At 51.7% G+C, this 13272-nt stretch carries 12 protein-coding genes and 1 tRNA gene; 4 read left to right on the forward strand and 9 right to left on the reverse strand.

Features of this window, described 5'->3' with window-relative positions:
* Window positions 1-4: 4 nt before the first annotated feature.
* The 3 genes from ACTUJZ_RS13715 to ACTUJZ_RS13725 form a co-directional block, all read right to left on the reverse strand.
* Window positions 5-964 carry a succinylglutamate desuccinylase/aspartoacylase family protein gene (locus ACTUJZ_RS13715; RefSeq protein ID WP_463636902.1) on the reverse strand — a complete coding sequence of 320 codons (960 nt, stop codon included), beginning with the start codon at window positions 962-964 and terminating at the stop codon, window positions 5-7.
* 71 nt (window positions 965-1035) lie between these two features.
* Window positions 1036-1941: a 30S ribosomal protein S6--L-glutamate ligase gene (rimK, locus tag ACTUJZ_RS13720; RefSeq protein WP_463636903.1), complete on the reverse strand. Its 906-nt coding sequence runs from the start codon at window positions 1939-1941 to the stop codon at window positions 1036-1038.
* A 161-nt stretch (window positions 1942-2102) separates the two neighbouring features.
* Entirely contained in the window at window positions 2103-5546 is a 3444-nt protein-coding gene (locus ACTUJZ_RS13725) for a hybrid sensor histidine kinase/response regulator (protein WP_463637003.1), read from the reverse strand.
* Window positions 5547-5814: 268 nt separating this feature from the next.
* Here ACTUJZ_RS13725 and ACTUJZ_RS13730 point away from each other — a divergent pair.
* The 3 genes from ACTUJZ_RS13730 to ACTUJZ_RS13740 all read left to right on the forward strand — a co-directional run bounded on the left by ACTUJZ_RS13730 (window position 5815) and on the right by ACTUJZ_RS13740 (window position 7799).
* Window positions 5815-5901, forward strand: a tRNA-Leu gene (locus tag ACTUJZ_RS13730).
* A gap of 212 nt (window positions 5902-6113) precedes the next feature.
* Entirely contained in the window at window positions 6114-6728 is a 615-nt protein-coding gene (locus ACTUJZ_RS13735) for a PEP-CTERM sorting domain-containing protein (RefSeq protein WP_463636904.1), read from the forward strand.
* Window positions 6729-6974: 246 nt separating this feature from the next.
* Complete coding sequence (locus ACTUJZ_RS13740; protein WP_463636905.1) at window positions 6975-7799, forward strand: hypothetical protein; 825 nt, start codon at window positions 6975-6977, stop codon at window positions 7797-7799.
* On the opposite strand, the gene ACTUJZ_RS13745 is transcribed toward ACTUJZ_RS13740, so the two are convergent.
* From ACTUJZ_RS13745 to ACTUJZ_RS13765, 5 genes are all read right to left on the reverse strand, one after another.
* Entirely contained in the window at window positions 7796-8128 is a 333-nt protein-coding gene (locus tag ACTUJZ_RS13745; protein WP_463636906.1) for an Hpt domain-containing protein, read from the reverse strand. The genes ACTUJZ_RS13740 and ACTUJZ_RS13745 overlap by 4 nt on opposite strands.
* 13 nt (window positions 8129-8141) lie before the next feature.
* Window positions 8142-9071 carry a GGDEF domain-containing response regulator gene (locus ACTUJZ_RS13750; RefSeq protein ID WP_463636907.1) on the reverse strand — a complete coding sequence of 310 codons (930 nt, stop codon included), beginning with the start codon at window positions 9069-9071 and terminating at the stop codon, window positions 8142-8144.
* A 143-nt stretch (window positions 9072-9214) separates the two neighbouring features.
* Entirely contained in the window at window positions 9215-9634 is a 420-nt protein-coding gene (locus tag ACTUJZ_RS13755) for an MAPEG family protein (RefSeq protein WP_463636908.1), read from the reverse strand.
* A gap of 20 nt (window positions 9635-9654) precedes the next feature.
* Window positions 9655-10308 (reverse strand): glutaredoxin 2, encoded by a 654-nt coding sequence (grxB, locus tag ACTUJZ_RS13760; protein WP_463636909.1) that lies wholly within the window; start codon window positions 10306-10308, stop codon window positions 9655-9657.
* A 159-nt stretch (window positions 10309-10467) separates the two neighbouring features.
* Window positions 10468-10992 (reverse strand): fasciclin domain-containing protein, encoded by a 525-nt coding sequence (locus ACTUJZ_RS13765; protein WP_463636910.1) that lies wholly within the window; start codon window positions 10990-10992, stop codon window positions 10468-10470.
* 211 nt (window positions 10993-11203) lie between these two features.
* Here ACTUJZ_RS13765 and ACTUJZ_RS13770 point away from each other — a divergent pair, with 211 nt between their 5' ends.
* Complete coding sequence (locus ACTUJZ_RS13770; RefSeq protein WP_463636911.1) at window positions 11204-12349, forward strand: tetratricopeptide repeat protein; 1146 nt, start codon at window positions 11204-11206, stop codon at window positions 12347-12349.
* A 63-nt stretch (window positions 12350-12412) separates the two neighbouring features.
* Here ACTUJZ_RS13770 and ACTUJZ_RS13775 read toward each other — a convergent pair whose 3' ends face one another.
* Window positions 12413-13252 (reverse strand): isopenicillin N synthase family dioxygenase, encoded by an 840-nt coding sequence (locus ACTUJZ_RS13775; RefSeq protein WP_463636912.1) that lies wholly within the window; start codon window positions 13250-13252, stop codon window positions 12413-12415.
* Window positions 13253-13272 lie beyond the last annotated feature (20 nt).

Genomic DNA, 13272 nt, shown 5'->3' on the forward strand with positions numbered 1-13272 from the left:
TCACCTATTCGGAGGTTAACGGTTCGCCAGGCAGCAAGCTGTCCTGGTAAAGTTCTACATGCTCGGCCACTGTTTCAGCTTTGCTAAAATAGGCCACGTGATAGATAGCTTCGCCTTCCTGGACCAGCGGAATATTTTGCTTACCAATGACCACGCCTTCGGCCGGGGTGGTGAGCGTGGCCAGCGGCTCGCCAAACGGGTCGGCGATGACGGCCAGCCGGTCGCCTTTTTCTACATGATCACCCAGCTTGGCCAGGTGATTCACAAAGCCACTTTCCGGTGCCCGCACCCAGCCGCTCTGGTCAGAGATAAACGGCTGAACTTTATGACCTTTGCTCGGCCGCTGATTGAGCATGCCTAAATGGCGCAGCACATTGATGCAGCCTTTAAGCCCCGCGCGAATTGAAAATTCATCGTAGCGTAAGGCCTGACCGGCTTCATACAGCAACATTTTAACGCCTTCATCACTTGCGGCTTGGCGCAGAGAGCCATCGCGGATATCTGCGTTAAGCACTACCGGCACACCAAAGGCCTTAGCCATTTCCATCACCTCAGGATCATCCAGATTGGCGCGGATTTGCGGAATGTTGCTACGATGAATGGCACCGGTGTGTAAGTCGATGCCCACATCGCATTTGCACACGATTTCGGTAAAAAACAAATGGGCCAGGCGCGCTGCCAGCGAGCCCTTGCGGCTACCGGGAAAACACCGATTCAAATCACGCCGATCCGGCAGATAGCGAGATTGGTTCAACACCCCGTACACGTTCACCATAGGAATGGCAATCAGGGTACCGCGCAGCCGCTCGATGGATTTTGAGCGGATCAGCCGGCCCACGATTTCGATGCCATTGAGTTCATCACCATGGATGGCGGCGCTGACAAAGACTGTGGGCCCGGGCCGTTTGCCGCGTTTCACATACACCGGGATACTCATGTTGGTGGCCGTATACAGCGGTGGCATTTCCAACTGTATTTTCGCCGTTTGTCCTGGCGCAACAGCAGTGCCGCCAATGACCAACTCAGCGTGTGTCACTAGCCCTTACCTCGTGTTTTGGTATTGTTTGGAGTGGCATTTTTTTCTAAAAATTCGATGATGATGCCAGCTACATCTTTACTGGTGGCCGCTTCGATACCTTCTAAGCCGGGCGATGAATTCACTTCCATTACCACCGGGCCGTTGTTGGAGCGCAAGATATCCACCCCGCAGCAATTTAAGCCCATGGTGCGCGCGGCATCGACCGCACATTTACGCTCTGCCGGCGACAACCGGGTCAGGCTGGCAGACCCACCGCGATGCAGATTAGAGCGAAATTCGCCCGGAGCAGCCTGGCGTTTCATCGCCGCCACCACCTTGCCACCCACTACAAAGCAGCGAATATCCGAACCGCCGGCTTCTTTGATATATTCTTGCACCAGAATACTGGCGTTTAAGCCCATAAAGGCTTCGATAATTGATTCGGCAGCCTTGGTGGTATCGGCCAGCACCACACCAATCCCCTGGGTGCCTTCAAGCAGCTTGATCACCACCGGCGCGCCGCCGACATTGGTAATCAAATCATCAATTTTGTCCGGGTGGTGGGCAAACCCGGTACGCGGCATGCCAATCCCTTTACGCGACAACAACTGCAGCGAGCGCAGTTTGTCGCGCGAGCGGCTGATGGCCACCGACTCATTGATGCTGTAGGTGCCCATCATCTCAAACTGGCGCACTACAGCGGTGCCGTAAAAACTCACCGATGCGCCAATACGCGGGATCACCGCATCATATTTGGGCAGGCGCTTGCCTTTATAGCGCACCGACGGCCGGGCACTGGTGATGTCCATATAACAATGCATGGTATCGATAATGTCGACTTCATGACCACGTTGCTGGCCAGCTTCTAACAAGCGGCGGGTGGAATACAATTTGGAATTGCGGGAAAGAATCGCGATACGCATCGCAGGCGTCCTTTGTTTGGCATGTGCGTGTACATATAAGTATGTTTCACCACGCGAAAAGATTAAAGGTAGCACGGCATAAAAAGAACACGAAACAAAAAAAAGTTGTGGTGACGACGGCAAAATATGGTGCTGACCGGAAAGAATTTTTCCGACCAGGCCTAAGCCTGGTCAGTGTGTGCGGTTTTGATATAACGGGTCATACTTTGTAGCAACGCCCGTAGCTTAGCCGGCTTTAGTGGTTTGCTTAAGTAATTGACGCCGTGTTCTTTAGCCTGCTCCACCAGAGCAGGGTCCTGCTGGGCAGTAAGCAAGGCGGCTGGTAACACAATATTCAGCCGACTGCGGATCTGTTCAATCAAGGCCAGGCCGTCAGTGTCGTCGGCCAACTGATAATCCATCAGCAGGATTTGCGGGGCAAAAATCTCAGCCTGGCGCACGGCATCGGTGTCATTGTCGGCCAGCACCACATTGATACCCCATTTTTCCAGCACGGTTTTCAGCGCATCTAAGTTTTCCTGCTGGTCATCCACACACAATACCCGCAGGCCCTGAAACTGCGCGGCACGAGCCGGGCGTGCGGCTTGCTTGCGCTGGCGGGCACTGGCCCCTGGCAGAATCAGCGAAAAACAACTGCCCTTACCGGGGGTGGAGGCCACCTGAATATCGCCTTTGATCTGTGCGCTGAGCCGGCGCACCACACCCAGCCCCAGGCCCACACCATGGCCCTGGGTATCATCGGTACGATAAAAATCACTGAAGATTAACGCGCGTTGTTCAGCGCCAATGCCTACCCCGGTATCCTGCACCCGCAATACCGCACCATCGGCTGTGCGCCGGACAGAGAGCACCACCTTACCGGTAGGGGTATACTTAATGGCATTAGACAGCAGGTTTTGCACAATGCGGTACAGGTAGGTCTTGTCGGTCATGACCCAGCAGCCATGAACGCGGGCGCGCAGTAACAGCCCTTTGTCTTCTGCTCGCATGCGCTGTTCGCTAATCAGTGGGGTTAACAAGTCGGGCAGATAGACTGGCTCCAGGCTGGGTTTAAGCTCACCTTGATCGAGCCGGGCAATATCCAGCAGGGTGGCAATCAGCGTTTCACTGGAGCTCACACTGTGCGCCAGTTTTTGCACAATATCCTGCACTTCTTGCTCCAATGGGGCTTCGCGCAAGGCGCTGACATACAGCTTGGCAGCATTGAGGGGCTGCAACACATCATGGCTGGCCAGGGCCAGAAAGCGAGTTTTATTGGCATTGGCATCCTCGGCGGCCTTGCGCGCCCGGATAAGCTCTTTTTCAGCTTCTGAACGGCGTTCAATCTCCAGCCGAAGTTCGGCATTGATAGAGTGCACCTCCTCGGTGCGCTTTTTTATCCGCGCTTCCAAATCTACATTGGACTCTTCAAGCGCTTGCTGAATTTCTACATGGCCGGTGACATCATTAAAACTGGTAACAAAGCCGCCGCCGGGTAGCGGATTGCCCACCATTTCAATCACCCGGCCATCGCGGCGCTGGCGGGTAAAGCGGTGCGGGGTGCCGGCACGCAGATGCTCCATGCGTTTTTCCACATGCTCCTCGATGTCACCCGTGCCAAATTCGCCGCGTTCGGCGTTGTAGCGGATCAGTTGTTCGATAGGGGTACCCACCGCCAGCAGACTACCCGGGTAAGGGTAGAGCTGTGTGTACTGTTTGTTCCAGGCCACCAGATTAAGATGTTTGTCCACCACGCTGATCCCCTGGTCCAGATTTTCCAGCGAGGTCAGCAGGGCGGTCATATTAAATTGCATGGCCTGAGTGGTGTCGTCAAAAAAATTGATGACTTCGGCAAAATCGAGTTTTTTGCCACGGGTAATACTGTCAATCAACACCTTAGCACTGGCAGCGCCGATCACGCCGCCTAATGCGCGTTCACAAAAGGCCATAAAATCATCATCGGGCAGGGCACTGCGCACCACCCGTTGTTGCATGCGCTGCTGATAATCATCGATCAGCTGCTCGCACCGGGCGCTGCCCATGAAGGTGCCTAGCAGGGTAATCAGATCATCGGCGGTGGTGGTCACTGCTGGCTTGCTGCGGGCACGGGTGTGGGTGTCGGCCGGGGCCACAAAGCCTTCAGCCTGGATACGGTCGATCAGACGCGGAGTGGCCAGCAGGCTAAATGCGATATACGCCAGCACATTGGCGGTCAGGCTGATCACCGCGCCCTGGCTGTGTAGGGTATTTTGCGCCATGGTACTGGCCGGGTTTTCCAGCAGCGGCAGCAACAACCATAGGATCCAGGTGACGAGGCCGGCCAGCAGCCCGGCATAGACACCGTGCGCATGGCCGCGTTTCCAGTACAGGCCGCCGACAATGGCCGGTAACAGCTGAATTACCAGTGAAAAGGCAATCAGGCCAATAGAATGTAAAGAGCGGCTGGTAGCCATTTGCTGGTGGTAAACAAACGCCAGCAGCAAAATAAACCCAATCACCAGCCGACGAATAAGTCGGATGCGTCGGCTGTAGTCCTGGCCGGCCTGGCCCGGGCGGCGGGCTTGCAACACCCGGGGTAACACCACATCGTTAGTGAGCATGGTACTCAAGGTCAGGGTCGCCACAATGATCATCGCCGTGGCTGCCGATAACCCTCCAATAAATACCACCACCTGCAGCAGCCAGGAGTCCGAAAACAAGGCCAGTGATAACACATAGGTATCCGGCTCTACCTGACCGGGCGCAAACAGAGCATTGCCGGCCACAGCAATCACCGGGATCACCAGAGCGATAATGCCCAGATACAGCGGGAACAACCAGCGCGCGGTTTTAAGATGCGATAGGCTTAAATTATCCACAATGGCCACATGAAACTGGCGGGGCAGGCAGATGACAGCGGCGGCCGCCATTATAGTTTGCGCAATAAAACTAAAAGACGAAAACTGGGCCATATCGGCCTGGGCAAAAAAGGCCTGTGAGATTGCTCCTTGCTGCGCCTGATGCCAGGCGGAGTAGCCCGCAATGGCCACCAGTACCAGCGCCAGCAGCTTAATACTGGATTCAAACGCGATGGCCAGCATCAGCCCGCGTCGGTACTCCGTCACATCGGTTTGTTTGGTGCCAAAATAAATGGCGAACAACGCGATAAACAGGGTGGCGACTATGATGATCAGGCGGCTGTCGGGCTGCTGGGTCAGTAGTTGGAACATCGCGCCAATGGCTTTTAGCTGCAACGCGATATACGGCACAGTTGCCAGCAGAGCAATCAGGGTCACCAGCAAAGCTACAGTCTGGCGCTTGCCGTAGCGCGAGGCGATAAAGTCGGCCACCGTAGTAATATGCTGTTTTTTACTGACCTGTGTCAGTTTGTAGATAAACCGATAGCCAAACACATAGACCAGCATAGGACCCAGTAATATCGGCAGATAATCCCACGAATACTGACTGGCCTGACCCACCGCGCCAAAAAACGTCCAGGCGGTGCAATAAATGGCCAGCGCCAGCGAATAGATGGCCGGATGAGAGGTAAGCCAACGGGCGGTGGGCGAGTTTTTATCTCCCCAACTGGCTACGTAAAACAATCCGATAAGATAAAACAGTGCCAGGGCTATCCAGCCAAATGTCATAATGGTGTCTTTGCTGCGTCGTTCAGCCAATAGCATAACAAGATTGCCGAAAGGCTGGCTATGGCTGTGTATTAGCAGCATGGGAAGACTACATCGGTGGAAAATTGTACGTGTCGATGCTTGTTTGAGCAGTTGAACCGCGAAATTGCAAAAAATACAAAAAAGATGTCATTAGTGTTTGACAAACCCCGGCATCATGCGTAAATTGCGCCCCACAACGACGCAGACAGATGAAGCCCTTCATCAACACGTTTGCTGAGAAATGTTGGCCCAGGTGGTGAAATTGGTAGACACGCTAGCTTCAGGTGCTAGTGACCTCACGGTCGTGGCGGTTCAAGTCCGCCCCTGGGCACCATCTTTTCTTTGATATATCCAATCTTTTTTATACAAAACTTCAAAGCATTTAACAGTACGGCGGACTATTCCAGCCAAAAATCATAGATTTTTGTCGTTCAGTTGCACGCGTAGATTGCGCTCCTAAATTTGTCCTTAAATTGTAATGTCAAAAAATTGACAGCGACGGTGTCACTGTGATCATAATGGCGAAAACTCACAAAAGGACTTGTTATGAAAAAACTTTTCTTTGCCGCACTTCTTTGCGTATCTACCTCTGTCAACGCTTCGGTGGTAAAGCTTGGTACAAACTTTGGCATGATGACCGAGTTTGATGAACCGCAGCTTATATTGGAGGGATCTTATCCAAATAGTATTGGTGGCACCGGTGACTATCGTGCTTCTTGTTCCCGGTCCTATACCTCTGGTTGCTCTGACATAGAGGCCAGATATTTTGGATTCAGATTTGCACTTACCGACACTTTTATCTGGAATGATGGTGGGTATATTGATGGCTATGATAACGCTCTAAAAGGAGACTTTTACATCAATGCTTTTATCGGGGGCAAAAAGTTCAGTTACCTGGTAGAGGATACCGGTGAGCGTTGGCTGTTCGGCAGCTTTTATACAGAAATCCCTTCTGAGATGCCTATTAGCAGTGTTAACTTTTCTCTGGCAAGCGCCGAAGGGGACCCTGAGTCTTATGGAGGCACGTTCGTGTTTGATAAAAACAGAACGGGTTTCTATGTCGGTGCCAAACCTGTGAGATTCGTACCGGAAACCAGCACATTGGCACTGTTCTTCATCGCCACCCTTGGTCTGGGTTGGCGCCGCCGACTACAACGATAGCATTCTGCTAAGAGCGCCTACCGTCACGCTCTAATCTTAAATGCGGTAGGTGCTTGCTCGATTCATGAATGCCCACAGGACAACTAAGAAATTTTTAATTCACCTTCGCGACCATCAAATAACACTGAAACTGGCTTGACTGGCTTCATTGTGCACCCTGCTAACCTCCTGCTAGCTAAACCACAATATGCGTTTTCGCTGCAAAACGCGGCTTATTAAGATCTTTAAGATGCACAGGTTTATTGTATGGATAGGTATACCCAGTTTGCCTGCCTGATACCTAAGTTTAATCTTCGCAGCTTCTCATTTGGCCAGCAGGCTTTATATTTACAGCGTAATACAAGCGAAGGCCCCACCATGCAAATAAATACAAACCTAACTAAACATGATTACGTTAAAGCGTATAAATCCATGCTCGCGTTTTGTGCCAAAAATCCGCTGGCACTTAGCCTGGTGGTTGGCTTGTGTGTCGGTGTATCTTTAATCCCCTTTGCGGCGTTCCCGCTAAAGATGGCCACCTATGCGTTGGCCATCTGCTTGTCAGTTAGCATTATCACCACGCAGTATCGAACCGGTTCGCTGGCCGGGCTGGGCCAGGAGCTACGCTTTCAGCAGCGCCTGATCATGGCTGTTACGCTGGCTACCTTGGTGTTGAGCTGGGCTGGCTATGCCGCGGCTGGGATCATTATTGATGCGCTGCCGGGTAATGCTGTGGGCTTAGGAGGGCAGTGGGATGCTACCGCCGTAGGTGGGCTAATCATGGCAGCCAGTGCTTTGTGTGTGATGCAGATCATGCCATTGGTGCTGATGTTTTTTTGCCATGGCCTGCAGCTGTCTCGCCAACAAGGTGAACAAATCTGGTACAAGCTGGCATTTTCTCACAGTGCCTTTTTGGCGTTCGTGCCGCTGGCCCAACTTATCCCACTTGGCGTATTGGCTGGCTTTGACACCAGTGCCTTATTTTTGATTGGCGCGGCTTTGTACGCCACTTTTGTGTTTTTTATCGTGTTTAATATTCAGCCCAGTGCACCGCAGCGCCAGCGCACTTTCACGCTGGCCGGGCAATGCTAACCGGCCTGTCTTTCAAATAGCTGATATTCATCTACAACCTGCTGATATAAGGCAAGGGCGTTGCGGGCATCGCGCGCCAGCGCTTGCTCTAGATGATGTAAATGATAAAACAGGCGCATTGCGCCAACATCGCCGGCACTGCCCTTCAGGCCGTGCGTAGTGGCGCGGGCTTGCTCGGTTCGGCCCATCTGAATATCTTCGCGGATGGTGATCAGGCGACTCTCGGCCTGGCTGAAAAAAATGGATAAAATTTGCGCTAGCAAGGCTTCATTGTCCATCAGGCGTTTTAAAGTACCAGGTTTATCCCACACCGGGTGGTCGTTACTCATGAAGGCGGATCTCTTATTCTGCAATAACCAGGTTTCGACCGCTGCGCTTAGCCTCATACAAGCGTTCATCGGCCAGCTGCACAATATCGGTCACCTTATGCGGGCCATCCGGTAAGTACATCGCCAGCCCGATGCTAATGGTTACATTGCTAAACGGCGAATGGATGTGTTCTAACTGCAATGACTCCACAGCATTGAGTAAGCGGTCGGCTACCAGGCGGGCTCCGGGCAGGGGAGTATTGGGCAACAATACTAAAAATTCTTCGCCACCGACTCGGATCAGGCGGTCCATGGGTCGCAACAGGGCTTGCTGCACGGCTGCGGTGATCTGGGTTAAACAGTCATCGCCAGCCAGATGTCCATATTCATCGTTGTACTGTTTGAAAAAATCGATATCAAATAAAACCACAGCCAGCGGATGTTGCTCGCGGCGCGCATCCTTGACAATAAACGGCATGCGCTCATCCAGATAATGCCGGTTTAACGCGCCGGTTAGCCGGTCGGTGTAGATCAGTGTTTCCAGTAAATCGGCTTTAAGTTTGTGGTTAAGTTGCGATTTGACGCGGTTACGAAAAGTAGTGGCGTTGATGGGTTTGCTCACAAAATCCACCCCGCCAGCGGCCCAGCATTTTTCCTGATCTTCATCACAATCAGAAGCGGTCACAAACATAACCGGAATTTTAGCGGTACTGGGAGAATCGCGCAGCGCAGAGCAAAGCTGATATCCGCTCATCTCGGGCATGGAGACATCCGATATGATCAAATCCGGGGGCGATACCTGGCATGCCTCCAAGGCCTCACGCGCACTGGCCACTGCCTCATTGTGGGTGATATCGGCTAGCAAATTAGACATTACCAGCCGGCTGGTGGGTTGGTCATCCACGATGAGCACCCGGCAATCCTGAATGCGACGCGCTGTACCTTGATTGAGGTTCACCGTCATTTTTACCCCATATGACAAACATCATTTAGCCTGATTTACCCGCCTGGGCAGGTGTTCAGGGACTTATTATAGTATCACTTTAATCAAAAAAGCGCTGGATATAAAGCATTTAGCATAAGATTAAGGGTGTGCTCGCAGGCGCTCTAGCCGATCAGTTGCCAGCCGGTGACAGCAAAAAGGGTGGCTGTGGCCAGCCAACCAATCAGATAAAAATAGCTTCTGGGACTGGGGTTTTGGTTGGTGGCTATCGCATAATACAATACCATGTGGAGTAAGCGTGCCAGCGCGTACACCCAGACCAGAGCGGCTAGTAGTCCTGCATCAACATCAATCAGCATAGCCAGTATCACCGGGAAGGCAAATGCTGGCAGATTTTCCAGCGAATTATGAAAGGTCCGGTGCGCTCGAAACTCAAAAGATTCGTGGCCTAAATCATCGTCCATTTTGCCAGGCACGGCATTATCTGAGCGCGCATGCGCCATTGCTGCCACAAATCCCTGAACAAAAACTGTCGCCACAATGAGCCAAAGTCCGCTCAGTGCCCAGCCGTAGGTTGCCAGCATCGATCATGTTCTCCTGTCACTCATACTGCACGCTCATCGTACAGTAATGTGTTGGTCAATACGGTGATCTCATCCAAGTAGGTACGTTGACGCTCAGTCATGGCAATATCTTTAACAATAGTCAAATTGCGCAGGGTGGGGAACACCATCACATCGGCTTTAGTCAGGGTATTGTCGCGCTGTGAGGGCAATTCCAGATCCGGCAGGTCAGCCAGCATTTTTTCCACCTGCTGCTGATACGTTCGGGTTTGTTTGAGCGCTTCGGTGAAGCGCATGCCCAGCTTGTCTTCTTTTTGCCGCTGGTAAAAATCTCGTGCTGACTGGGTGGAGAACTCCGGTTGCTTAATCTTAATATTGCGTGGGAGCACCAGCCCATTAATGTGCTCGGCATATTCTTCGAAGGCTGATAAGTAACTGGCATAGTCCGGCCCGTCTAACATGGCGGGATGTTCTGATAACCCTTCCAGACGCGCCACAATATCCAGGCTTTCATTCATCGCAGTACCGTCTTCAAGCTGAAGTATAGGCACCACTTTTTTGCCCACCAGGCGGTAACCGGTATTTTTGTCATCGCTAAGCAGGTACACCTTTTGATGGTGAATGCGATGGTAATTAGCGGTCATATCTGCACGTAGACAAAACGGACAATGCATATATTGATAAAGTGTCAGCACACGTTTCTCCTGTAGACTTGTGCACGAAAATAAAGGTATGTGATGCCTACGCCTTAACGCACAACAATGAACAACTTAACAGGAAAGTTAATGTTTGTCGGCCGCTTACTGATAAGTATGCATGGGGCTGAAGACCGTCAGCCCCGAATAGCTACAAGATTAGTATGATGAAGATGAGTCAGATTCTGTTGGCATGATCACTTTATCAATAGCATGGATAACGCCATTTGACGCCATAACATCAGCTTTGATCACTTTTGCATCGTTAACCATCACTGTTTCACCTTCTACTGTGATGTTGATCATACTGCCTTCCAGGCTTGCCGCAGAATCCAGTTTCATGGCTTGTGAGGCTGTTACTTTTCCTTCCACCACATGGTAGGTCAGAATATCGATAAGCTTGTCTTTGTTTTCTGGCTTTAACAGCGAATCCAACGTGCCAGAAGGTAGTGCATCGAACGCATCATTGGTGGGGGCGAATACTGTCAGATTACCCGAACCGCTTAATGTATCGGCAATGCCAGCTTGCTGAATGGCTGTCGCCAGAGTAGAAAATTGCGGGTTGGCTTTGGCGGTGGCAAGAATATCTTTTTTCTCACCTTTGGCATGGTGTCCGGCAAGGGCTGGGGCAGCCAGCAAACTTAATGCAGCAAAAGCTGCGCCGGCGATATAAGCTGTTTTCATCAGTGTCTCCAAATCAGTAAAAAGTAGTGTTTGTTCACGGCGTCGGCAATTATTACGCTGCCTGTCAGACGAAAGATTATGAACATTTATTAATCAGTAGCGTCTATACTTAGGTAAGTGTTAATAATATGTTGCAGTTGGCTGCTGGTGGGCCAGAGGGGGCATAAGGATGGTTAACAGATCAGTGCTTAGCGGGTGGGCTAGTATATTTTTGGCGGCGTGGTTAGCGGGTTGTAGTTCTGCTATCGCACCGCTTGATGATCCTCAGGCCACCAGCTTGTTACGGGATGATCTTTACCCCAGCCATCATTTGTTCGCGGTTGAATCTCCTGAAGATATTTTTAGCCTGGATGAAAGCGCGCAGGATTTTGCCCGGCGTTCACAGTCAGTGCACAACACTGTACGTGATAATATTCAAAACCTGGTGAAACAAATTTTTGACCACACCGAATTGGGGCTAACCTACCAGAACAACGCCAATACCATCGCCAGTGAAACCTTTGCCAATGGCACGGCCAATTGTCTGTCGTTGTCTATTATGACGTATGCCATGGCTCAGTATGTCGGCCTATCGCCACAATTTTACGAAGTGAATATCCCTGAATACTGGACCCGTCGGGAGGGTGCCAACCTGCTTAACGGCCACATCAATATGCGTATCAACCCGCCGCGAGACCTGCAGGACATCGTGTTTTCGTCAGCATATTCTGATGTGGATTTTGACCCGCAGGAAATGCGTAACGGTTTTCGGCGCGACCCCATTCCTAAGCAGCGGGTCGTTGCCATGTACTACAATAATCTGGGCGCAGATGCCTTGCTCGCCAACAGTTATTCTAAAGCCTACAGCTATTTTAAAGCTGCTTTGACCAGTGATGAGAGCCTGGGCGAAGCCTGGGTCAATCTGGGCGTGTTATATCGCCGGGGGGGGCACGATGCTGCAGCCGAACAAAGTTATCTGCGCGCCTTGCAGGAGAACGAAGAGCATCTTACGGCGTGGGAGAATTTGGCCATCTTATATAAAAATACTGGCCGGATGGAGCAGGGCGAAGCCATTTTGACCCGCGTTGTTGCCATGCGCGATGCCAACCCGTTTTACCATTTGATGCTCGGTGAAGAAGCACTGGATAATGGCCAGCCAGAAGCCGCGCTGGACCATTACAAAACAGCACTGCGCCGCGACCGCAATCAGCATGAAGTGTATTTTGGGATGGCCAAAGCCTATGTAGAAATCGGCGACTATGTTAAAGCCGAATTTGCCCTGAATCGGGCTGCCGCACTGGCCCCCGGGGAGGGCCGCAAACGCTATCAAAGCAAGATTTTAGCCCTGCATGCCGGGCAGCAAGCTGGTTATCAATAACGCCAGCCGGCAGGTATAAAAAAAGGCCGCGTTATGCGGCCTTTTGGTATTTACGCCAGTATCTTAAATCACACCCAGTTCGCGCAGGCGTTCCTGCAGATATGATCCGGCAGTATGACGCTCTGACAACACCACATCCGGGCGCGGATGCAAAAACAGTGGCAGCGAGATACGCGATTTGGTCATGTCCGCATCTTCCGGATTTACCACGCGGTGGCTGGTGGACGGAAAATAATGCCCAGAGGCTTCCTGCAGCATATCGCCGATATTGACGATGAGATTACCAAAATCACACGGCACATCCAGCCAGCTACCATCGGTGCGCTGAACCTGCAGGCCCGGCTCGTTGGCTGACGGCAGGATAGTGATAAGGTTAATATCTTCGTGGGCGGCAGCGCGGATCGCTTCCGGCTCTTCTTCACCGCTTAATGGCGGATAGTGCAGCACCCGCAGCAGAGTCTGGTCGCTGTCTTTGATCATGTCTGATAACGGCTGGCTATACAGCTTGCTGACCGCTTGCGGTGAGTATTCTTCAATCCACGATAACAGTTCCTGCGCCAGCTCGTTGGCTGCTGCATAATAATCGGCTAACTGTTGGCGCAATTCCGGCGGGCACTGGCCCCACGGATAAAAATGAAAATACTCTTTAATGTCTTTTTTGGTAAAGCCCTTGGCGGTTTCCGACACACTCTGCGGGAAAAAGCCATCCTGCGTACCTTTATTGTAAAGATACTGGTGCTTTTCTTCGCTATCAAAAAATGCCTGCCAGGCATTATAGATGTCAGTTACCATAGACTGTTGAATTGGGTGATTTTTCAGTACCCCAAAGCCGGTCTCGCGCAGCGATTCAACAAACTCTTGCTTGGCATTTTCTGACGTGTAGTCAACAGCAACTAATTGCATAACTGTATCCTGTAAAAAAC

The organism is Alteromonas sp. WD8-37 (assembly GCF_055326825.1).